Consider the following 23,278-nt stretch of genomic DNA (forward strand, 5'->3'; position numbering starts at 1 on the left):
AGGAGACTGCGAACATGTTGCGTATCCTGCTGATCAACGACACGGCGAAGAAAGTCGGTCGCCTGAAAGCCGCCCTCACCGAAGCCGGGTTTGAGGTCATCGATGAATCCGGCCTGACCATTGACCTGCCCGCACGCGTCGAAACGGTGCGTCCGGACGTGATCCTGATCGATACCGAGTCACCGAGCCGCGATGTGATGGAGCAAGTGGTGCTGGTGTCGCGTGATCAACCGCGGCCGATCGTGATGTTTACCGACGAACACGACCCCGACGTAATGCGTCAGGCGATCAAGTCCGGCGTCAGTGCCTACATCGTCGAAGGCATTCACGCACAACGCTTGCAGCCGATTCTCGACGTTGCGATGGCGCGCTTTGAAAGCGACCAGGCCTTGCGCGCCCAGCTCAACGCCCGCGATCAGCAACTGGCCGAGCGCAAGCGCATCGAGCTGGCTAAAGGGCTGTTGATGAAAATGAAAGACTGCAACGAGGAAGAGGCCTACACCCTCATGCGCCGCCAGGCCATGAGCCGGCAGCAGAAGCTGATTCAGGTGGCGGAGCAGATCATTGCCATGAGTGAACTGCTCGGCTAACCCCCCGCCCAATGATCGTTCCCACGCTCCGCGTGGGAATGCCGCCATGGACGCTCTGCGTCCGCTTCGAGCTGTGACGCAGAGCGTCACGAGATGCATTCCCACGCGGAGCGTGGGAACGATCAGATGCTGCGCGTGGAAACGATCATGCTGAACATGGCACAAATCTCGCTAAGTAATCACTACAGGTAACCAACGGCGGTTGCCCCACCTACGACAAAGACGTCGCTCACCTTATTTGCCCATGGCGAATCGGGTGGCGGCGTTTTTTAGTTTTTGGCCCCAGAGACCGGGGCCGGTGGTGCGGCCGATGCGGCGCCCCACCTGCAAGCTCATGACTCTTTCTCGAGACTCCCTACAGCTGAGGTGCGCGATGAATTCAAGCTTCTGGAAATCCGGCCATACCCCGACATTGTTCGCGGCCTTCCTCTATTTCGACCTGAGCTTCATGGTCTGGTACCTGCTCGGCCCGCTGGCGGTGCAGATCGCCGCCGACCTGCACTTGACCACCCAACAGCGAGGGATGGTGGTGGCCACGCCGATTCTGGCCGGCGCCGTGCTGCGCTTCATCATGGGCATGCTGGCTGATCGCCTGTCGCCAAAAACCGCCGGGCTGATCGGCCAGGTGATTGTCATCTGTGCCTTGTTCGGTGCCTGGAAACTCGGCATTCACAGCTACGAGCAAGCGCTGGTGCTGGGCCTGTTCCTCGGCATGGCCGGTGCGTCCTTCGCCGTCGCCCTGCCGTTGGCGTCGCAATGGTATCCACCGCAGCACCAAGGCAAAGCCATGGGCATCGCCGGTGCCGGTAACTCGGGCACTGTGCTGGCAGCATTGATCGCCCCGGTGTTGGCGGCGGCCTTCGGCTGGAGCAATGTGTTCGGTTTCGCCCTGATCCCGTTGATCCTGACCATCATCGTCTTCGCCTGGCTGGCGAAAAACGCGCCTGAACGGCCGAAAGCCAAGTCCGTGTCCGACTACTTTAAAGCCCTGGGCGACCGCGACAGCTGGTGGTTCATGTTTTTCTACAGCGTGACCTTCGGTGGATTCATTGGCCTGGCCAGCGCACTGCCCGGCTATTTCAACGACCAATATGGCCTGAGCCCTGTGACCGCCGGCTACTACACCGCGGCCTGCGTATTCGGTGGCAGCCTGATGCGTCCATTGGGCGGCGCACTGGCCGACCGTTTTGGTGGCATCCGCACATTGCTGGGCATGTACACGGTCGCCGCGGTCTGCATCGCAGCGGTGGGTTTCAACCTGCCAAGTTCCTACGCGGCACTGGCACTTTTCGTCTGCACCATGCTTGGCCTGGGCGCGGGTAACGGCGCGGTTTTCCAACTGGTGCCGCAGCGTTTTCGTCGTGAGATCGGCGTAATGACCGGTTTGATCGGCATGGCCGGCGGCATCGGCGGCTTTGCCCTGGCAGCGGGCATGGGCGCGATCAAGCAAAGCACCGGCAGTTATCAATTGGCCTTGTGGTTGTTCGCCAGCCTCGGTGTTCTTGCCTGGTTTGGTCTGCACGGCGTGAAGCGTCGCTGGAGAACCACTTGGGGTTCGGCCGCAGTGACCGCTGCCCGGGTCTGAGACGTTAATGAGCCTGCAACTGAGCTTTGCCGAAGCGAGCGCCATCGGCCCACGCGCGGAAAACCAGGACGCCCTGCGCCTGGTCACGCCGGCCCCGGCGCTGGCGGCGAGCAAGGGTTTCTTGTTCGCCATCGCCGACGGGGTCAGCCAGTGCGCCGATGGCGGTCTCGCCGCCCGTTCGACCTTGCAGGCCCTGGCGCTGGACTATTACGCCACCCCGGAAACCTGGGGTGTTGCGCAGGCGCTGGATCGCCTGCTGTTGGCGCAAAATCGCTGGTTGCAGGCCAATGGCGGCGGGCAACCGCTGCTCACCACGGTCAGCGCCCTGGTCATGCGTGGCCGGCGCTTTACCCTGGCCCACGTCGGCGATTGCCGGGTTTATCGCTGGCACGCCGACACCTTGCAACGGGTCAGCGAAGACCACGTCTGGGATCAGCCGGGCATGCAGCACGTACTCAAGCGTGCGCTGGGCCTCGATCAGCATCTGGTGCTGGATTTTCTCGACGGTGAACTGCGCCTCGATGAGAGCTTTGTGCTGCTCAGCGATGGCGTTTGGGCCGTCCTCGGCGACACTGCCATCGCTGCGATTCTGCGAGATCAGCCAGACCTTAACAGTGCGGCGCAGACCCTGGTCAGCGCCGCGCACCTGGCCGGCAGCCAGGACAATGCCAGCGCCCTGTTGGTGCGGGTCGATGCCCTCGGTGAGACCAGCATTGGCGATGCGCTGATTCATTTGCAGCAATGGCCGCTGCCTCCGGCATTGAAACCGGGCCAGATGTTCGAGGGTTGGCAGGTCGACGGGATTCTCGGCCAGAGCCAGCAATCGCTGCTCTATCGGGTTCGCGACAGTCAGCAACAACCCTGGCTGCTGAAAACCTTGCCCGTTGCGTTGCGCGATGATCATCTGGCCGGGCAAGCCTTGCTGTCGGAAGAATGGTTTCTCAAACGCGTCGCCGGACGGCATTTTCCTGAAGTGCATGCCGCCAGTCAGCGTCAGCATTTGTACTACGTGATGCGTGAATATTCCGGATCTACCCTCGCCGCCCTTCACGAACGCGTGGAGCAGCTACCGTTGGCCCAGTGGCAAGACTTGGCTGAACGCCTGCTGCGGGCCGTCGGCATGCTCCATCGACGGCAAATCCTGCACCGCGACATCAAACCGGAAAACCTGTTGCTGGGGGACGACGGCGAGTTGCGCCTGCTCGATTTCGGCCTCGCCTACTGCCCGGGACTGTCTGAAGATCAACCGTCTGCCCTGCCCGGAACACCCAGCTATATCGCGCCGGAAGCCTTTCGCGGCGACCCGCCGTCCCAGCAACAGGATCTGTATGCGGTCGGTGTGACCTTGTATTTCCTGCTGACCGGGCATTATCCCTACGGCGAGATCGAAGCCTTCCAGCGCCCACGGTTTGGTGTCCCGATCAGCGCCAGTCGCTACCGCCCCGACGTACCGGAATGGATCGCGCAAAGCCTTGATCGTGCGGTTGCGGTGCAGCCGGCCCAGCGCTTTGAAACCGCAGAGGAATGGCTGCTGGTACTGGAACAGGGTGAACGTCGCAGCTTGAGCGTGCGCCCCAGACCGCTGCTGGAGCGTGAGCCGCTGAAAGTCTGGCGGACGTTGGCGCTGGTGTCGTTGCTGGTGAATCTGGTGCTGCTGGTTTTCGTGTTTCATGGTTGATACCCAGTCGCGCCCTTCGCGAGCAAGCCCGCTCCCACAGGGTGAGCGCCTTTCCAATGTGGGAGCGGGCTTGCTCGCGAAGGCGCTATTACGGACACGAAAATCTAAATAAAGGCCGCTCCATTAATGGGCGACGCGCTTTGATTCGGTGCAATAAGTCGGACGCTTTGACTCAAAACTGTTATTTCCCTCTTTAAATACGGGCTCTGGCAACTTGGCACAACCGCTGCATTACCTTTCTCAACTTACATAAAGCCCAGCCTTCAACGACGAAGGATGCGCTTCCCGAGAGAACGGGACCAGGACAAAGGCGTCCTCGCTAGTTAGCTAGCGGGACGCCTTTTTTTGTTTGCGCAAAATTTGTCGAGCACGACCTGAACGCCCTGAAAAGGCGGGTCCGAGCTCCCGGAGAACCTGAATGAAAAAACTAAAACTGGTGATGATCGGCAACGGCATGGCCGGGGTTCGCACCCTGGAAGAATTGCTCAAACTGAGCAATGAGCTGTACGACATCACCGTCTTCGGCGCCGAACCCCACACCAATTACAACCGTATCCTGCTCTCCCCCGTCCTGGCCGGCGAACAAACCTTCGAAGAGATTGTGCTCAACGAGCTGGACTGGTACCTGGAAAACAACATCAAGCTGCTGCTCAACCGCAAGGTGGTGGAGATCGACCGGGTCAAGCGCCGGGTCATCGCCGAAGACGGCACCGAGGCCGAATACGATCGCTTGCTGATCGCGACCGGATCGACGCCGTTCATCCTGCCGATCCCCGGCAACACCCTGCAGGGCGTGATCGGCTACCGCGACATCGCCGACACCCAAGCGATGATCGACACCGCCAAGACCCACAAACACGCCGTGGTCATCGGTGGCGGCCTGCTCGGCCTTGAAGCCGCCAACGGCCTGATGCTGCGCGGCATGCACGTCACCGTGGTGCACATCGGCGAATGGCTGCTGGAGCGGCAACTGGACAAAACCAGCGGCCAGCTCCTGCAAACCGCGCTTGAAGGCCGCGGCCTGCACTTTCGCCTGTGCGAACAGACCCAGGCGCTGCACGATGCCGGCAATGGCCGGGTCGGCTCGGTGCAGTTCAAGAACGGCGACATCATCCCCGCCGACCTGGTGGTCATGGCCGCCGGCATTCGCCCGAGCACTGAACTCGCGGAAAAATCCGGCATCCCCTGCAACCGCGGGATTCTGGTCAACGACACCCTGCAAACCTACGACCCTCGGGTCTACGCCATCGGTGAGTGTGCCAGTCACCGGGGCATCGCCTACGGTCTGGTCGCGCCGTTGTTCGAGCAAGCCAAGGTCTGCGCCAATCACCTCGCCCAACTGGGCTTCGCCACCTACAAGGGCTCGGTGACCTCGACCAAATTGAAAGTCACCGGCATCGACCTGTTTTCCGCCGGCGATTTCATGGGCGGCGAAGGCACCGAGACCATCACGCTCTCCGACCCGATCGGCGGGGTCTACAAAAAACTGGTGATCAAGGATGACGTGCTGGTCGGCGCCTGTCTGTACGGCGATACGGCAGATGGCGGTTGGTATTTTCAGCAAATCCGAGGGACTCATAACGTCAGCGAGATCCGCGATCACCTGATGTTCGGCGGCTCTAGTTTTATGGAGCATGCCCTCGGCGATGTAGGACACCAAGGCCAGGACAAAGCCATGAGCATGGCCGACACCGCCGAAGTCTGCGGTTGCAACGGCGTGTGCAAAGGCACCATCGTCAAGGCGATTCAGGAACACGGTCTGTTCAGCGTCGACGACGTGAAGAAACACACCAAGGCCGCCAGCTCCTGCGGCTCCTGCGCGGGGCTGGTCGAACAGATCCTGATCAACACCGTGGGCGGTGCCGCCGACGTCAAACCGAAAAGCGAAAAAGCCATCTGCGGGTGCAGCGACCTCAATCATGGGCAAATCCGCCAGGCCATCCGCGAACAGCACCTGCTGACCATCGCCGGCACCCTGAGCTACCTGAACTGGCGCACCCCGAATGGCTGCGCCACCTGCCGCCCCGCGCTCAACTATTACTTGATCTCGACCTGGCCGGGCGAAGCCAAGGACGATCCACAATCGCGCCTGATCAACGAACGGGCCCACGCCAATATTCAGAAAGACGGCACCTACTCTGTGGTCCCGCGGATGTGGGGCGGTGTGACCAATCCTTCAGAACTGCGACGCATCGCCGATGTGGCGGACAAATACAACGTGCCGATGGTCAAGGTCACTGGCGGGCAGCGCATCGACTTGCTGGGCATCAAGAAACAGGACCTGCCGGGCGTCTGGAAAGACCTGGACATGCCCTCCGGCCACGCCTACGGCAAATCCATCCGCACAGTAAAAACCTGCGTCGGCAGCGAGTTCTGCCGCTTCGGCACGCAAAATTCCACGCAACTGGGGATCGAGCTGGAACATGACCTGTTCAACATGTGGTCGCCGCACAAAGTGAAACTCGCCGTCTCCGGCTGCCCACGCAACTGTTCGGAAGCGGGCATCAAGGACGTGGGAATTATCGGCGTGGATTCGGGTTGGGAGATGTACATCGGCGGCAACGGCGGGATCAAAACCGAAGTCGCGGAGTTTTTCGTCAAGCTCAAAACCGCCGAAGAAGTGCGCGAATACAACGGCGCATTCCTGCAGCTGTACCGCGAAGAAGCCTTCTACCTCGAACGCACCGTGCACTACTTGCAACGGGTCGGCATGGAACACATCAAGAAAGCCGTGCTGGAAGACCCACAGCGCCGCAAATCGTTGAATGAGCGCCTGCAATTTTCCCTGTCGTTCGAACAGGACCCGTGGAAAGAACGCCTGGAGCAACCCCTGCTGAAGAAAGAGTTCGAGGTCATCCCCGTGAAGAACCTGGAGGTGCAGGCATGAACTGGCTGGATATCTGCGCACTGGAAGACATCAATGCCCTCGGCTCCCGGATCATCGCCGGCCCGAAAGGCGACATCGCGATTTTTCGTACAAGCGACGACGAAGTGTTCGCCCTCGACGACCGCTGCCCGCACAAGGGCGGACCGCTGTCCCAAGGCTTGATTTATGGCAAACGCGTTGCCTGCCCGCTGCACAACTGGCAAATCGACCTGGAAACCGGTGAGGCCCAAGCCCCGGACATTGGCTGCGCCCATCATCATTCGGCACGGGTCGAGAACGGCCGTGTGTTGCTGGCCCTGCGGGAAGCACGCTGATGAACAGCCAGATCACCGCCTCCACTTGCTGCTACTGCGGGGTTGGCTGCGGCGTGCTGATCGAGCATGACGGCGAGCGCATCCTCGGCGTCAGCGGCGATCCGGCCCACCCGGCCAACTTCGGCAAACTGTGCAGCAAGGGTTCGACCTTGCACCTGACCGGCGACCTGACCGCACGCGCCTTGTACCCCGAGTTGCGCCTTGGCAAAGGCCTGGCCCGCAGCCGCACCGACTGGGACACCGCCCTCGATCACGCCGCCAATGTCTTCGCGCAAACCATCGCCGAGCACGGCCCGGACAGCGTGGCCTTCTACATTTCCGGGCAGTTGCTGACGGAGGATTACTACGCCTTCAACAAACTGGCGCGAGCGCTGGTCGGCACCAACAACATCGACAGCAATTCACGCCTGTGCATGTCGTCGGCAGTGGTTGGCTACAAGCGCAGTCTTGGTGCCGATGCACCGCCCTGCAGCTACGAAGACCTGGAGTTGAGCGACTGCGTGATGATCGTCGGCAGCAACATGGCCTACGCCCACCCGGTGCTGTTTCGTCGCCTGGAAGAAGCCAGGTCCCGCCGCCCACAGATGAAAGTCATCGTCATCGACCCACGTCGCACCGACACCTGCGATCTGGCTGACCTGCACCTGGCCATTCTTCCCGGGACCGATGTCGCTTTGTTCCATGGGATTTTGCACCTGCTGCTGTGGGAAGACTGGATCGACCGCGACTTCATCAAGGCGCACACCGAGGGCCTGGGTGAGCTGAAAAGCCTGGTGCGCGATTACACGCCGCAAATGGTGTCGCAACTGTGCGGGATCAGCGTCGAGCAATTGCAGCAATGCGCTGAGTGGGTGGGCACCTCGAAGAGCTTTCTATCGTTGTGGTGTATGGGGCTGAACCAGTCCACCGCTGGCAGCGCGAAGAACAGCGCGCTGATCAACCTGCACCTGGCCACTGGGCAAATAGGCCGTCCGGGTGCAGGACCGTTCTCCCTGACCGGTCAGCCCAATGCCATGGGCGGACGGGAAACCGGCAGCCTGTCGAACCTGCTGCCGGGGCACCGCGAAGCGGCCAATGCCGAACATCGCGCGCAAGTGGCGTCCTACTGGGGGGTTGATCAGCTGCCAGCAAACACCGGGCTGACCGCGATTGAATTGTTTGAGCAAGTCCGTAGCGGAAAAATCAAAGCCCTGTGGATCGCTTGCACCAACCCTGCGCAATCGCTGCCGGACCAGACCGCCGTGCGCGCCGCACTGGAGGCATGCCCGTTCGTAGTATTGCAGGAGGCTTTTCGCACCACCGAAACCGCCGCCTTCGCCGACCTGCTGTTGCCTGCCGCCAGCTGGGGTGAAAAGGACGGTACGGTGACCAACTCTGAACGGCGCATTTCCCACGTTCGCCGGGCCATCGTCGCACCGGGTGAAGCCCGTCCAGACTGGTCGATTACGGTAGATTTCGCACAACGCCTGGAAAAACACCTGCGACCCGGGCAAAACAGCCTGTTTGCCTTTGAGTCGCCTGCGCAGGTGTTCGACGAATACAAACAACTGACTCGCGGACGCGACCTGGACCTGTCCGGTATCAGCCATGCGTTGATCGACCGTCTCGGCCCACAACAATGGCCTTTCCCCACGGGCGCCAGCGAAGGCACCGCTCGTCTGTACCCCGACGGCGTTTTTCCGACTGCCACCGGGCGCGCGCAGTTTGTGGCCGACCCGTATCGCGCCGCCAAGGAACAACGCGACGCACGCTTCCCGCTAACCCTGATCACCGGCCGTCTGCGTGACCAGTGGCATGGCATGAGCCGCACCGGCACTGCCGCGCAGCTTTTCGGTCATGTCAGCGAGGCCGTGCTGAGCCTGCACCCGGATGAACTGCGCCGGCATCGCCTGCAACCGGGCGACCTGATCAACGTCAAAAGCCGTCGCGGCTCGGTGATTGTGCCGGTCAGCAGCGATGACAGCGTGCGGCCTGGCCAGGCGTTTCTGCCGATGCATTTTGGTGACCGCTTTCTCAAGGGCGGCGTGAACACCCTCACCCTTCCCGCTTTCGATCCGCTGTCGAAACAACCGGAACTCAAACACAGCGGCGTGCGACTTGAGCCGGTGCAGTTGCCGTGGCAACTATTCGCCCTCATCGAGGGCAATGTTCAACAGCATATTGAGACGCTACGACCGCTCTGTGAGGCGTTTTCCTACGCCAGCCTCAGCTTGATCGGCCGCGAGCGTCCGGCGCTGCTTATACGCGCTGCCAGCGCCGCAGCGCCCGATCCACAACTGCTGCGTGATATCGATCAGTGCCTGGCGCTCAACGATGGCCCGGTTCTGGCCTATGACGATCCGCGGCGCGCCATTGGCAAACGGGTGCGAATCGAGAACGGTCGAATCACTGCCCTGCGCCTGGCCGGCGAAACACTCGCCCAACACTGGCTTCAGAACCTCTGGCTTGAAGGCCGCGCCGACGAACAACTGCGGCGCTGGCTGCTGGCCCCGCTGAGCACGCCACCGGGCAACGCTGGCGCCGCGTCACTCGGCACAAAAACCCTGTGCAACTGCAAAAACGTCAGCCAAAGCGCCATCTGCGCCGGTATCAGTCGTGGCCTGGACTTGCAGGGCCTGAAACAAACATTGGGCTGCGGCACGCAATGCGGCTCCTGCGTACCGGAAATCAAGCGCCTGCTGGCTGCCACTGCGCAGCCGATCGCCGTCATCTCGTGAGGAAAACACTATGAGCGCAAAAGTCTGGCTGGTGGGCGCGGGTCCTGGCGACCCTGAATTACTGACCCTCAAGGCTGTTCGGGCATTGAGAGAAGCGGATGTGGTGCTGATCGACGATCTGGTCAATGACGCGGTGCTGGAACATTGCCCTGGTGCGCGGATTATTCCTGTGGGTAAACGCGGCGGATGTCGCTCCACCCCCCAAGCGTTCATTCATCGCCTGATGCTGCGTTATGCCCGGCAGGGCAAGTGCGTGGTGCGGCTCAAGGGCGGCGATCCGTGCATCTTTGGTCGCGGCGGAGAGGAAGCGCAGTGGTTGCGCGAGCACGGTGTCGACGTTGAGCTGGTCAACGGCATCACCGCCGGACTGGCCGGAGCGACGCAATGCGATATTTCATTGATCCTGCGCGGCGTGGCGCGTGGTGTGACGCTCGTCACCGCCCACACCCAAGATGGCAGCAGCCTGAACTGGCAAGCCCTGGCCCAAGGCGGCACGACGCTGGTGATCTACATGGGGGTGGCGAAGTTGAGCGAGATCCGCGAGCAATTGCTGGCGGGAGGCATGGCGACGGATACGCCGGTGGCAATGATTGAAAACGCGTCCCTGCCACACCAACGGGAATGTCGCAGCGATCTGACAGCCATGGAACAGGCGGCCAGCGACTTTCAACTCAAGAGCCCCGCCATTCTGGTGATCGGAGCAGTGGCAGCCCGTGCAACGTCGACTCTGTGGGAACACGGTTTACCGGCTATCACCGCCGATCAATCCGCCTGATTCAACCCCGCCTTCACCAAATCGCAGACAAAGAAAAGCCCGGCCTAAGCCGGGCTTTTCTCAGAGCTGCGAGCTAATTACTTAGCTTGAGCTTCAACCTTCGCTTCTACGCGACGGTTTACAGCGCGACCAGCTTCAGTGGCGTTGTCAGCAACTGGGCGGGATTCGCCGTAGCCAACAGACTGAACGCGGGACGGCGAAACACCGTACTGGTTGGTCAGAACTTGTTTAACGGCGTTTGCACGACGCTCGGACAGTTTCTGGTTGTAAGCGTCAGGACCGACGGAGTCAGTGTGACCTTCAACAACAGTAGTGGTCGATGGGTACTGCTTCATGAAGTCAGCCAGGTTTTTGATGTCGCCGTAGCTGTTAGGCTTGACTACCGACTTGTTGAAGTCGAACTTCACGTCCAGCTCAACACGAACAACTTCAGCAACTGCCGGGCAGCCATCAGCGTCAACAGTTACGTTGGCTGGGGTGTTCGGGCACTTGTCAACGTTGTCGCACACGCCGTCGTTGTCGCTGTCGGTGCAGACTTCAGCTGGAGCGGCAACTGGAGCAGCAGCAGGCTTGTTGCCGCCACCGAAGTTCATGCCAACACCAACGGACGGGATGTAGTCCCACTTGCCGTTGTCCAGCTTGTAGTCAGCTTCTACGCCAGCACGGGCGAAGAAGTTTTCGAGGAAGTAATACTTAACGCCAGCGCCAGCAGTCAGGAAAGTCGACTGGTCACGACCGGTGTGGCCATCAGCGGCTACGTTGGTCATGCTGCCGTGCTTAACACCACCTTGAACGTAAGGACGCAGAGCGTCGCCAGCGTTGTTGAAGTGGTATTGGGCGTTCAGACCGAACTGGTCGCCTTCGATTTTTTGATGGCCAGTGCCGTTGTTCGAACGGGTGTGGTCATCGTTGTTGTAGGTAGCGTTCAACGACACGTCGTCGGTCAAAAAGTAACCGATGGAAGCGCCAGGAGTGTAGCCATCTTCAACGTTCTTAACGCTGTCGTTGTACTTTTTCCCGTAGTTGAGCTCGCCTTCAACTGCGCCTTGGCCTTGTGCCAGAGCGCCGAACGAAGTAGCGGCAATAAGAGTACCAATGGCCAAGCCCAAGGTGTTTTTCAGTTTCATCCGTTAAATCCCCATCTGGTGATTGTGAAGCAGTCCCGCAAACCGGGGGACAACTCGGCGGCAAGTCTATCAGAACTTGCCTACACGTAAGAGATATTTGCGCTGAACTAAGTTTCAGCAATGCCTGCAAATTTCTCACGCAATTTATCTAGAGCACGTTTGTAACGCATTTTTGTCGCACTCAAACCCATATGCATGATATCCGCGATCTCTTGAAATTCCAGCTCTGCGACAAAACGTAGCACCAGAATTTCACGATCAATCGGGTTCACATACACCAGCCAGCGATCAAGTCCGCCCTTGTCCTCAGGTTTCGGCGCCTTCTCTTCAGACGCTTCCTCGAGGGGGTCCAGACTCAAAGCGTCCATCAAGCGACGCTTTCGCCTTTCCTTCCGATACTGTGTGATGCATTCGTTGTACGTGATGCTGTAGAGCCAGGTCTTGAACTTCGATTTCCCCTCAAAGTTCTTCAGGCCATACAGCACCTTCAACATCACTTCCTGACAGACATCGTCTGCATCGCGATCGTTCCCTAGATATCGTGCACAGACGTTAAATAATGTTCGTTGGTAACGCCGCATCAGTTCTTCATAGGCGCGGGTTACGTGAAACAGCTCGGTATGCGAGCGCGCGACCAACTCCTCATCAGAGAGCTCGCGGGGGTCGTAGCGCGTAGAGAGCGATTGAGCTTTATTCAAAACAAGTCGGGCCGACAGTCAGGTCAATGTCCGCCGCAGCCCTTACCGGGCACTTTGCGGCGGCATACATTAGCAGGGTTTGCCGGGTTAGCGGCTACTCACGTGCTGTTCCAGCAGTATCCGATTGGAGAGAGAGACCAGCTCGCCCTCATCGGTCAGCAACGTGGTTTTAACCGTGCCGATCTCCTCAATCTGACCTTCGACCTCGCCAACACGCACTTGTTGCCCAACCTGATACAACTCACGCACATAGATTCCCGCAAGAATCTGACCGGCAATTTCACGGCTTCCCAACCCCATGGCCAGCGCAACGGCCAGACCAACGGTAATCAATACGATCACAATCACATGGTTGAGCAGGTCAGTCTTGACCTCCAACTGGCTGATTGCAACTGAAATGCTGATGATGATCACAAGGCCCTGGGCAATTCGTCCCAGGCCCGAAGCGTAATCCAGCCCTACGCCTTCCGCTGCGCCGCGAACCAGCCCATTGGCCAGTTGCGCCAGCAAGACCCCTACCAGCAGCACGAGCGCGGCGCCGAATACTTTCGGCAAATACAGCGCAAGCATATCCAGCGTAGCTGAAACTCGCTCAAGTCCAAGGGATTCTGCAGCAGAAACCAGGAAAATAAGCAAAACGAACCAATAAACGATCTTGCCAATCAGGGTCGAGATCGGCACTTGCAGGCCGGCCCGGGACAGCAGCTTGGTCAGACCGGTACCGCCCATCAGGCGATCAAGGCCCAGCTTGGCAAGCAGCTTGGACAGCAACGTGTCCAGCAGCTTCGCCACGACGAAACCCAGCAGCAGCACTACCAGTGCGCCAAACAGGTTCGGAATGAAGTTGGCAACCTTGGTCCATAACGCAGTCATTGCAGTGACGAGGCTCTGAGTCCAGAGATCAAGTTCCATATTCAATCAGCCTTATCAGCAGTGCGAGCGGTAGGTTTACGGTGACGGGAAACCGGCGAGATGTGCGCCGAGCCGTTGTTGACGGCAATCATCAGCGCGGGCAACCAGCGGCCCAGCAGGCTGAACAGATCACCAGCGCCGACCTGCCGGTTGGCGGTTTTCAGGACACGCCCCAGACACGCATCGTCGTCACGGGTGGACGGCGAAGCGTTCAGCATGTCACGCAAAGACTGTTCAAACGGATCGTGCATACGCACCTCTCGTGATGTCTGTGAAAGACGCGGCCAATTTTGCCCGGGTCACATGACTCATCCTCAGACCCAGCGCAAACGTCGGAATAACCACCACTGTCCGAGTGCCACCGTGACCATCATCAGGCAGGCAATCAGGAAACCATAAGGGTTGGACGAGAACGGAATTCCACCGACGTTTATGCCCAGCAGACCGGTCAGAAAACTCATCGGCAAAAAGATCCCGGTGATAATCCCGAAGCGATACATCGTGCGGTTCATGCGCACGCTCAAACGCCGGTCTTCAGTCTCGAGGACCAGCCCCACCCGCTCCCGGGTCAATTCCAGCTCCTCAAGATAGCGGGTCAGGCTGTTGTTCAATTCGTTCCAGTAATCGCCATCATCATCGACGAACCAGGGCAATTTGATCCGTGTCAGTTGCCCGAAAATATCGCGCTGCGGCGCAAGGAAACGTTTCAGTCCGGCAGCCCTGCGGCGGATCTGCAAAACGGCTCCGTGCTCGGGCGTATACCGTTCGTCGGCATCCAGTTTTTCTTCTTCCTCATCGACCACTTCCGAGAGGCAACTGACCAGATCCTGCACCTTGTTGGTCAGGTACTGAGCCATATAAAGGATGAGTTCAGAGGCGGTTTTCGGCCCTTTGCCGTCAGCGAGCTGAACCAGCAGTTCATCGGTCGCGCGCAATGGACGCAGGCGCAGGGAAATCACCCGCTGGGCGGATGCGAAAATACGCACAGACACCATGTCTTCCGGTTCCGCGCCAGGGTTCAGGTTGACCCCTCGCAGAAACAGCAACAGCTCGGAGTCAGGCAGAGGCAAAAGACGAGGCCGGGTGTTTTCTTCAAGCAGCAGGTCACAGCTGAATTCACTCAAACCGCTGGATTTGCGTAGCCACGTCTGGGTTTGCGGGTGACTTCGATCCCAGTGCAACCACAGACTTTCATGGGCCTGCAGTTGCAAATCGTCGAGTTCAGTCCGGGCTATCGCACGCGCACCGCCTTTACCGTCCAGCACCAGGGCATGCACCAGCCCCCACTGCGCGTTTTCTTCCTCGAACATCCTCACCCCTGGGTTGGAAAGCTTTATTCAGGCATTTTCAGCGGACTGGGCGAGATGATCACGCCATTGTTGTCCGCATAAATGTAGTGGCCGGGATGAAATGTCACGCCAGCGAAGGTGACGGCCACGTTGAGATCGCCGATGCCGCGCTTGTCGGTTTTCATCGGATGGCTGGCCAGGGCCTGGACCCCCAGGTCGGTTTGCGCGATGACGTCGACGTCGCGGATGCAGCCGTAGATCACCAGCCCTTCCCAACCGTTCTGCGCAGCTTTCTCGGCGATCATGTCACCCAGCAGCGCACGGCGCAGCGAACCGCCACCATCCACCACCAGCACCTTGCCATTGCCCTTGAGCTCGGCTTGTGCCTTGACCAGCGAGTTATCTTCGAAGCACTTGATGGTCACGATTTCGCCGCCGAACGAATCGCGGCCGCCAAAATTGCTGAACATCGGTTCCAGCACCTGCACCAGCTCTGGATAGGCATCGCACAGGTCAGGCGTGAGGTAATGGTTCATCGAGAAACTCCTGTAAAAAGGAAGACAATCGAGAGTGTCGCAAAGTGACCGGAACAGCTGAATGCGTCATATCTTAGCCGCAAGCCGATCAGAGCGAAATGCCCTTGTTAGAGCTTCGGGCTCAGCTCGCTGTCGCCAGATGCGGCTTTTCACCCAGCAACGGTGTCTGTTGATCGGTCAGCCAGCGAGCCACCAATGGCCACACTTCGACCTGAGCGGCTTTGCTGACGAGCATCTCGACATGGCCGAAGTTGTCGCCAAAGCCCTGCTCGCGCCCCAGGTTGATGAATTGCTTGTGCTCGGAACCGATTTGTTCGAACAGCTTGCGGCACGCCCACATCGGGTCCTGATGGTCGCTTGCAGCACTGACAGCCAGTACGGGCAACCGAACGCCGGCCAATCCTGCCCACCAATCCTTGTCGGCATCACCAAAGCGCCCGAACAGGCCATACCAGCGCATGCTTTCCAGGGCCAGGCCAATGGGCTCGTCCTCCGGGCCGCGCTTGAGCCGTGAACCTGACAGTTGTGCAAAACGCTTGAGAATAAAGCGCCCGCTCCACTCCACCGGTGGAATTTTCAGTGGCCAGTAGGTGCGACTGACCTGCGTCCCGAAAAACGCCGCCGAGGCGACCACAGGCTCGCCGATGTACTCGCCACCCAGCGCTGCCGCCAGGGTAATGCCACCCAACGAGTGACCGATCCAGTGCGGCACCTGGCCGCTTTGCTCGCGCACGAAGGCGCCAATGGCCGGCAAATCGTAACGGGCGTAGTCGCTGACACGGTTATTGCGGTAGTTCTGGTTACGCTGGGACAAGCCGTGGCCGCGCATTTCGGGAATCCACACATCGAATCCCAGACGCGTCAGATAGGCGCCCAGCCCTAGCCCCTTTGGCGAGAACCAGAACCGGCGATTGGAAAAGCTGCCGTGCAACAGGATGACCGGCACGCCACGCACCGCCGGCTCATCGGCCATGCCCAAACGCGTCACCGCCAGCTCGACGGTGCCGTCAGGGCTGTTGCCCGGTTTCAAACGATAGACGTCTTCGCTCAGATCGCCGCGCCGCTCGGCGCTGATCAGGGCGACAGGAAATAGGTTGCTGCTGCTTTGCATAATGCTCTTGCACAAAAAAGGGCGGCATCCAGAGGAGCCCGCCCTACTTAAAACTCTAAAAGGGCCGCCCCAAAGAGAGCAGCCCTTTCACTTACGCCATCAAGCCGACGCTTGACCTTCAGCCAGGAAGAACCAGGTTTCCAGTACGGAATCGGGGTTCAGCGAAACACTTTCGATGCCTTGTTCCATCAGCCATTTGGCCAGGTCCGGGTGGTCCGAAGGACCCTGACCGCAAATGCCGATGTACTTGCCAGCCTTGTTGCAGGCCTGAATCGCGTTGGCCAGCAGCTTCTTGACCGCCGGGTTACGCTCGTCGAACAGATGCGCAATGATCCCGGAGTCACGGTCCAGGCCCAGCGTCAGCTGAGTCAGGTCGTTGGAACCGATGGAGAAGCCGTCGAAGAACTCGAGGAATTCTTCCGCCAGGATCGCGTTGGACGGCAATTCGCACATCATGATGATGCGCAGGCCGTTTTCGCCACGCTTCAGACCATTCTCTGCCAACAGGTCGATGACCTGGCTGGCTTCGCCCAGGGTACGGACGAATGGCACCATGATTTCAACGTTGGTCAGGCCCATCTCGTTGCGCACGCGCTTGAGGGCGCGGCATTCGAGTTCGAAGCAGTCACGGAACGATTCGCTGATGTAACGCGAGGCGCCACGGAAGCCCAGCATCGGGTTTTCTTCTTCCGGCTCGTAGAGCTTGCCGCCGATCAGGTTCGCGTATTCATTGGACTTGAAGTCCGACAGACGCACGATGACCTTTTTCGGGGTAAACGCAGCGGCCAGGGTGCTGATGCCTTCAACGAGCTTCTCGACATAGAAGCCGACCGGATCGTCGTAGCCGGCAATGCGCTTGTCGACGCTGTCCTTGATGTCCTGCGGCAAACCGTCGTAGTTCAACAGCGCCTTAGGGTGAACACCGATCATGCGGTTGATGATGAACTCCAGGCGGGCCAGGCCCACACCGGCGTTCGGCAGCTGCGCGAAGTCGAAGGCGCGGTCCGGGTTACCGACGTTCATCATGATCTTGAACGGCAGGTCCGGCATGGCATCAACGGAGTTTTTCTTGATGTCGAAGCCCAGTTCGCCTTCGAAGATGTAGCCGGTGTCGCCTTCTGCACAGGAAACGGTCACGCCCTGTCCATCTTGCAACAGCTGGGTGGCGTTGCCGCAACCGACCACGGCCGGGATGCCCAGTTCGCGAGCGATGATCGCCGCGTGGCAGGTACGGCCGCCACGGTTGGTGACGATGGCGCTGGCGCGCTTCATGACCGGTTCCCAGTCCGGGTCGGTCATGTCGGAAACCAGTACGTCGCCTGGCTGGACCTTGTCCATCTCGGACACGTCCTTGATGATGCGGACCTTGCCGGCGCCGATGCGCTGGCCGATGGCGCGACCTTCCACCAGCACGGTGCCGGTTTCTTTCAACAGGTAGCGTTCCATGACGTTGGCCTGGGTGCGGCTCTTAACGGTTTCAGGACGCGCCTGAACGATGTAGAGCTTGCCGTCGTCGCCGTCTTTGGCCCATTCGATGTCCATCGGGCACTTGTAGTGCTTCTCGATGATCATCGCTTGCTTGGCCAGCTCGCTGACTTCGGCGTCGGTCAGGCAGAAACGTGCGCGATCAGCCTTGTCCACGTCGATGGTCTTGACCGATTTACCGGCCGTGGCGACTTCGCCGTAGATCATCTTGATGGCTTTGCTGCCCAGGTTGCGGCGCAGGATGGCCGGACGACCGGCTGCCAGCGTGCCTTTGTGGACGTAGAACTCATCCGGGTTCACCGCGCCTTGTACGACGGTCTCACCCAGGCCGTAGGCGCCGGTGATGAACACCACGTCACGGAAGCCCGATTCGGTGTCGAGGGTGAACATCACGCCGGCGGTGCCGGTTTCGGAGCGGACCATGCGCTGCACGCCGGCCGACAGGGCAACCAGCTTGTGGTCGAAGCCCTGATGCACGCGGTAGGAAATGGCGCGATCGTTAAACAGGGAGGCGAACACCTCTTTGGCGGCGCGAATGACGTTTTCGACGCCACGGATGTTCAGGAAGGTTTCCTGCTGACCGGCGAAGGAAGCGTCCGGCAGGTCTTCGGCGGTAGCGGAAGAGCGCACGGCCACGGCCATGTCAGGGTTACCGGCCGACAGCGTGGCGAACGCGGTGCGGATCTCGGCGTTGAGCTTCTCGGGGAATTCGGCTTCCATGATCCATTGACGGATCTGGGCACCGGTCTTGGCCAGGGCATTGACATCATCGACGTCCAGGGCGTCGAGGGCGGCGTGGATCTGATCGTTCAGGCCGCTCAGTTCCAGAAAATCACGATAAGCCTGAGCTGTCGTGGCAAAGCCACCGGGCACCGATACACCGGCGCCTGCAAGGTTACTGATCATCTCGCCAAGGGATGCGTTCTTGCCCCCTACGTGCTCTACATCATGGACGCCGAGCTTATCGAGGGAAACTACGTACTCTACCAAGGTGATCTCTCCACTAACTGTGTTGGAAAAGCTCAGAAGCCGGCTGCTCGGGGGAGCGTTTGCCAGCTATATGGCCTGGACCTGGAAAATAAGTGAGAATGCGGGCCACTGGCGGCCGGCAAATCGCGCCTATCATATCCAAGATTCGTTATTAGCTTAAGGCCCAAGGTGCAAATGAAACGATCTGCTTTCTTTATTTCCGACGGCACTGGCATTACAGCCGAAACCCTCGGCCAAAGCCTCCTGGCGCAGTTCGAAAACATTACCTTCAGCAAATTCACGCGTCCGTACATCGACAACGTCGATAAAGCACGGGCCATGGTACAACAAATCAACAAAGCCGCCGAAACCGACGGCTTCCGGCCGATCATCTTCGACACCATCGTCAATCAGGACATCCGTGAGATCCTCGCGACGTCCAATGGTTTCATGATCGACATTTTCTCGACCTTCCTGGCGCCTTTGGAACAGGAATTGACCGAGCATTCTTCTTACACCGTCGGCAAATCCCACTCCATTGGCACCAACTCCAATTACATGGAGCGTATCGAGGCGGTGAACTTCGCCCTCGACAACGATGACGGCGCCCGCACCCACTATTACGACAAGGCCGACTTGATACTAGTGGGCGTGTCGCGATGTGGTAAGACGCCGACGTGCCTGTACATGGCCATGCAATTCGGCATCCGCGCGGCCAACTACCCGCTGACCGAAGACGACATGGAACGCCTGCAACTGCCGGCCGCCCTGCGCGCCCACCAGCACAAGCTGTTCGGCCTGACCATCGATCCGGACCGCCTCACCGCGATCCGCAACGAGCGCAAGCCCAACAGCCGCTATTCGAGCTACGCCCAGTGCGAATTCGAAGTGCGCGAGGTGGAAAACCTGTTCCGCCGCGAAAACATACCGAACATCAATTCCACGCATTTTTCGGTGGAAGAAATTTCCGCGAAGATCCTGGTGGAGAAAGGTGTCGAGCGGCGGTTCAAGTAGTTCTGCAGCGCCCTTAGGGTCACCTTCGCGAGCAAGCCCGTTCCCACAGTTTGATCGAGTTCGTCCAGCTGAAATCTGATCGAATTGTGGAAGCGGGCTTGCTCGCTCAATGTCCGCATCAACGCTTCAAATCCCGCCTGCAACAACCGGTCATCTCCTGAAGAATTAAGCACACTCGGCCGACCCCACTGCACAAGCGCCGGGTGATCCTGCGTTTCGAATGCATTTCAGATGAAATCTTCTTCACCCAAAACTGACACGCTCTTTACGCCTTTGTAACATTTGGAAATATACAATCCGCTCAAGCCGCGCATCGGGTTCAACAACCTATGCGCCAGCCCTCCTGGCCTGATGAATTCACCGGGTCCGCAACAGCCACTGCCCCCTTGAACCTATAGAACGAGCACCCACTCATTCTCAGTGGGTCGTGCAGACAGAAGCTACGCTCAGACTGCCGCGCCCCTACTTGGAACCGCTGGAATCACTGTTTATGAAGAGAGTGTTCCGTCACTTCATCCCGGCCTCGACGCGGCGCCTGCTCCCCAATCGCTGGGACTTGATCGCCATGCCGCTGGTGATCGGCTTTTTGCTGTTTTTCTCGATCGGTGCACGGGAAACATGGGCACCGATCGCCACCCTGCAGAGTTCAGTGGTCTCCCTGGACCCCGCCAATCTGCCCGAATACGCCATGCGCACCATCCTGCGCATGCTCGCGGCGATGGTCGCGGCCCTGCTGTTTACCCTGCTCTATGGCACATTGGCCGCAAAAAGCCGACGGGCCGAAAAACTGCTGGTGCCCGTGCTCGACATCCTGCAATCGGTGCCAGTCCTGGGCTATATCTCCTTTACCGTCACCTTCTTTCTGCTGTTGTTTCCCGGTCGGGTGCTGGGAGCGGAGTTCGCGGCGATTTTTGCCATTTTCACCAGCCAGGCCTGGAACATGACCTTCAGTTTCTACCAGTCCCTGCGCATGCTGCCGCGGGACCTGGTGGAAGTGTCGACCAACCTGCAACTGTCCGGCTGGCAGAAGTTCTGGAAGCTGGATGTGCCCTTCGCCATGCCCGGATTGATCTGGAACATGATGATGAGCATGTCCGGCGGCTGGTTCTTCGTGGTGGCGTCCGAAGCGATCACCGTCGGCGACCAGACCATCACCCTGCCAGGGATCGGTTCATACCTGGCCCTGGCCATCGCGCAACAGGACATGCACGCGGTGGGCTACGTCATCCTGACCATGATCGTGGTCATCCTGATCTACGACCAGTTCCTGTTCCGTCCGCTGGTGGCCTGGGCCGACAAGTTCCGCATGGAGAACACCGCCTCGCAGACCGCCGCGCCCGAGTCATGGGTGCTCAAGCTGATCCAGCGTACCCGGATGATCCAGCGGATATTGCGCCCCTTCGCCCGCATCATCAGCCGCCTGGGCAACATGCGCCTGAACCTGCCGCGCTCGGCGCGCAAAGCCATGGCCTCGGAAAGCCCGGCCACGGCGAAGACGATCGACTGGATCTGGGGCTCGCTGATCGCAGTGCTGACGGCGTATGCGCTGTATCACATCGTGCTGTATGTCGGCACCGAAGTGACACTCGGCGAGGTTGGCCATGTATTTCTGATGGGGTTCTTCACCCTGCTGCGCGTGGCCGGACTGATCTTCATCGCCTCGCTGATCTGGGTACCCCTGGGCGTGATGATCGGCCTGCGACCGGCGCTGGCGGAAAAGATCCAGCCACTGGCGCAGTTCCTCGCCGCCTTCCCGGCGAACCTGCTGTTCCCGGTGTTTGTCATCGTGATCCTGCGCTACCAGTTGAACCCGGACATCTGGCTCAGCCCGCTGATCGTGCTCGGCACCCAGTGGTACATCCTGTTCAACGTGATCGCCGGAGCCAGCGCGTTCCCCAATGACTACAAGGAAGCCGCCACCAACTTCCGCATTCGCGGCTGGCTGTGGTGGCGCAAGGTCATGCTGCCGGGCATTTTCCCCTACTACGTGACCGGCGCCATCACCGCGTCGGGCGGCGCGTGGAACGCCAGCATCGTTTCCGAATTCGTATCCTGGGGGCAGGAAAAAGTCGTCGCCCACGGCCTCGGCGCCTATATCGCCGAAACGACGGCAGCGGGCGACTTTCCGAAAATCACCTTGGGGGTGGTGGTGATGTCGTTCTTTGTCGTGGCCTTCAATCGCTTGGTCTGGCGGCCGATGTACGCCATGGCCGAAAACAAACTGCGCCTCAACTGACCGGATTCGCTGTGATGAATACCTATACCGAAAACGCGTCCACCCGCCCCGAAATCTACTCGCTCAGTGACGTCAACCGGGTGTTTGGCAAGGGCAAGGAGGAGCTGCAAGTGCTCAGCGGGGTCGATCTGACCCTGCGCGAAGGCGAGATCGTCGGCATGCTTGGCCGCTCCGGCTCAGGCAAGTCCACGTTGCTGCGGATCATTGCCGGCCTGATCGAACCTTCGTCGGGCGAAGTCCTGTACAACGGCAAACCGCTCGACGGCCCGGCCGAAGGGGTGGCCATGGTGTTCCAGACCTTCGCCCTGTTTCCCTGGCTGACGGTGCTGGAAAACGTCGAGGCCGGCCTGCAAGCCTTGCAGGTCGAACGCAAGGCTGCACGCAAGCGTGCCTTGGCGGCAATCGACCTGATCGGCCTCGACGGTTTCGAAAACGCCTACCCTCGCGAGCTGTCCGGTGGCATGCGTCAGCGCGTGGGCTTCGCTCGTGCCCTGGTGGTCAACCCGACCCTGTTGTTGATGGACGAACCCTTCTCGGCGCTCGACGTGTTGACCGCCGAAACCCTGAGGACGGATCTGCTGGATCTGTGGAGCGGCAAGCAGCTACCGATCAAGTCGATCCTGATCGTGACCCACAACATCGAAGAAGCGGTGCTGATGTGCGACCGCATTCTGGTGTTGTCGTCCAACCCCGGGCGGGTCGTGGCGGAAATCAAAGTACCGTTCGCCCACCCACGCAATCGTCTGGATCCGGCCTTCCGGCAGATGGTCGATGACATTTATGCGCAAATGACCGATCGCCGAACCGCCGATGCCATCACCGGCAAGCCCGAACTGAAAATGAGCAGCCCGCTGCCGGAAGTGTCCACCAACCTGATGGCCGGTTTGATCGAAACCCTGGCGGCCGAGCCGTACAACGGCCACGCCGGCCTGCCCACCGTCGCCGAGCGGCGTTTGCTGGAAGTCGATGATCTGTTTCCGGTGGCCGAGATGCTGGAACACCTTGGGTTCGCCGAACTCAAGGGCGCCGACATCACACTGACCGACGCCGGCAAACTGTTCGCCGACTACGGCACCCAGGAGCGCAAAACCCTGTTTGCCGAACACCTGATCCGCCACGTGCCGCTGGCGGCGCGCATCCGGCAGGTGTTGCTGGAACGCAATGGCCACCGGGCACCGCGTGTGCGCTTCGAGCAGGAACTGCAGGATTCGCTGACCGAAGCGTTCGTGGAAAAAACCCTGGAAGTGGTGATCGCCTGGGGTCGTTACGCCGAGATTTTCTCCTACGACGACCACACCGAAACCTTTAGCCTGGAGGATGTCGAGGGCAGCCAGTAGCCCGCGACATCTCAGGCG

Annotated in this window: 18 protein-coding genes; 10 read left to right on the plus strand and 8 right to left on the minus strand. The window is 59.8% G+C overall.

The features are described 5' to 3' along the window. The first annotated feature begins 14 nt into the window (after nucleotides 1-14). From HNR03_RS03210 to cobA, 7 genes are all read left to right on the plus strand, one after another. The gene (locus HNR03_RS03210) at nucleotides 15-590 is read left to right on the plus strand and encodes an ANTAR domain-containing response regulator (protein WP_008146285.1); all 576 of its coding nucleotides are present in this window, start codon (nucleotides 15-17) and stop codon (nucleotides 588-590) included. A gap of 373 nt (nucleotides 591-963) precedes the next feature. After that, complete coding sequence (locus tag HNR03_RS03215; protein ID WP_208672018.1) at nucleotides 964-2,175, plus strand: NarK/NasA family nitrate transporter; 1,212 nt, start codon at nucleotides 964-966, stop codon at nucleotides 2,173-2,175. 7 nt (nucleotides 2,176-2,182) lie between these two features. Next, nucleotides 2,183-3,853 (plus strand): bifunctional protein-serine/threonine kinase/phosphatase, encoded by a 1,671-nt coding sequence (locus HNR03_RS03220; RefSeq protein ID WP_259150799.1) that lies wholly within the window; start codon nucleotides 2,183-2,185, stop codon nucleotides 3,851-3,853. A gap of 418 nt (nucleotides 3,854-4,271) precedes the next feature. Then, on the plus strand, nucleotides 4,272-6,740 hold the full coding sequence (gene nirB / locus HNR03_RS03225; protein WP_259150800.1) for a nitrite reductase large subunit NirB: 2,469 nt from the start codon (nucleotides 4,272-4,274) through the stop codon (nucleotides 6,738-6,740). Then, nucleotides 6,737-7,054, plus strand: a complete 318-nt coding sequence (gene nirD / locus HNR03_RS03230; RefSeq protein ID WP_259150801.1) for a nitrite reductase small subunit NirD — start codon at nucleotides 6,737-6,739, stop codon at nucleotides 7,052-7,054. Before nirB ends, nirD begins: the two co-directional genes overlap by 4 nt. Beyond that, nucleotides 7,054-9,771, plus strand: a complete 2,718-nt coding sequence (locus tag HNR03_RS03235) for a nitrate reductase (RefSeq protein WP_259150802.1) — start codon at nucleotides 7,054-7,056, stop codon at nucleotides 9,769-9,771. The genes nirD and HNR03_RS03235 overlap by 1 nt, the downstream gene beginning before the upstream one ends. A gap of 10 nt (nucleotides 9,772-9,781) precedes the next feature. Next, complete coding sequence (gene cobA / locus HNR03_RS03240) at nucleotides 9,782-10,546, plus strand: uroporphyrinogen-III C-methyltransferase (protein ID WP_259150804.1); 765 nt, start codon at nucleotides 9,782-9,784, stop codon at nucleotides 10,544-10,546. A 77-nt stretch (nucleotides 10,547-10,623) separates the two neighbouring features. Here the strand turns inward: cobA and HNR03_RS03245 are convergent, their stop codons facing one another. The 8 genes from HNR03_RS03245 to ppsA all read right to left on the minus strand — a co-directional run bounded on the left by HNR03_RS03245 (nucleotide 10,624) and on the right by ppsA (nucleotide 18,694). Then, nucleotides 10,624-11,673 (minus strand): OmpA family protein, encoded by a 1,050-nt coding sequence (locus HNR03_RS03245; RefSeq protein WP_259150806.1) that lies wholly within the window; start codon nucleotides 11,671-11,673, stop codon nucleotides 10,624-10,626. Nucleotides 11,674-11,780: 107 nt separating this feature from the next. Continuing rightward, nucleotides 11,781-12,371 carry an RNA polymerase sigma factor SigX gene (gene sigX / locus HNR03_RS03250; protein ID WP_008146300.1) on the minus strand — a complete coding sequence of 197 codons (591 nt, stop codon included), beginning with the start codon at nucleotides 12,369-12,371 and terminating at the stop codon, nucleotides 11,781-11,783. 87 nt (nucleotides 12,372-12,458) lie between these two features. Then, on the minus strand, nucleotides 12,459-13,283 hold the full coding sequence (locus HNR03_RS03255; RefSeq protein ID WP_008048604.1) for a mechanosensitive ion channel family protein: 825 nt from the start codon (nucleotides 13,281-13,283) through the stop codon (nucleotides 12,459-12,461). A gap of 2 nt (nucleotides 13,284-13,285) precedes the next feature. After that, nucleotides 13,286-13,534, minus strand: coding sequence for a CrfX protein (locus tag HNR03_RS03260; RefSeq protein ID WP_259150817.1), 249 nt, complete (start codon nucleotides 13,532-13,534; stop codon nucleotides 13,286-13,288). A gap of 63 nt (nucleotides 13,535-13,597) precedes the next feature. Beyond that, a complete protein-coding gene (locus HNR03_RS03265) occupies nucleotides 13,598-14,593 on the minus strand; it encodes a zinc transporter ZntB (RefSeq protein WP_259150818.1) in 996 nt (331 codons plus the stop codon). Between the two features lie 23 nt (nucleotides 14,594-14,616). Continuing rightward, nucleotides 14,617-15,108 (minus strand): ribonuclease E activity regulator RraA, encoded by a 492-nt coding sequence (rraA, locus tag HNR03_RS03270; protein WP_222585404.1) that lies wholly within the window; start codon nucleotides 15,106-15,108, stop codon nucleotides 14,617-14,619. A gap of 121 nt (nucleotides 15,109-15,229) precedes the next feature. Next, a complete protein-coding gene (locus HNR03_RS03275; RefSeq protein WP_259150821.1) occupies nucleotides 15,230-16,219 on the minus strand; it encodes a lysophospholipase in 990 nt (329 codons plus the stop codon). A 99-nt stretch (nucleotides 16,220-16,318) separates the two neighbouring features. After that, nucleotides 16,319-18,694, minus strand: coding sequence for a phosphoenolpyruvate synthase (gene ppsA / locus HNR03_RS03280; protein WP_090181893.1), 2,376 nt, complete (start codon nucleotides 18,692-18,694; stop codon nucleotides 16,319-16,321). 174 nt (nucleotides 18,695-18,868) lie between these two features. On the opposite strand from ppsA, the gene HNR03_RS03285 reads away from it, so the two are divergent. The 3 genes from HNR03_RS03285 (at nucleotide 18,869) to HNR03_RS03295 (ending at nucleotide 23,260) form a co-directional block, all read left to right on the plus strand. Then, on the plus strand, nucleotides 18,869-19,687 hold the full coding sequence (locus HNR03_RS03285) for a pyruvate, water dikinase regulatory protein (protein WP_090181892.1): 819 nt from the start codon (nucleotides 18,869-18,871) through the stop codon (nucleotides 19,685-19,687). A gap of 490 nt (nucleotides 19,688-20,177) precedes the next feature. After that, the gene (locus tag HNR03_RS03290) at nucleotides 20,178-21,923 is read left to right on the plus strand and encodes an ABC transporter permease subunit (RefSeq protein WP_259150825.1); all 1,746 of its coding nucleotides are present in this window, start codon (nucleotides 20,178-20,180) and stop codon (nucleotides 21,921-21,923) included. A gap of 14 nt (nucleotides 21,924-21,937) precedes the next feature. Next, complete coding sequence (locus HNR03_RS03295) at nucleotides 21,938-23,260, plus strand: AAA-associated domain-containing protein (protein WP_259150827.1); 1,323 nt, start codon at nucleotides 21,938-21,940, stop codon at nucleotides 23,258-23,260. Nucleotides 23,261-23,278 lie beyond the last annotated feature (18 nt).

This window comes from Pseudomonas sp. JAI111 (assembly GCF_024809425.1).
In the GTDB taxonomy this organism is placed as follows: domain Bacteria; phylum Pseudomonadota; class Gammaproteobacteria; order Pseudomonadales; family Pseudomonadaceae; genus Aquipseudomonas.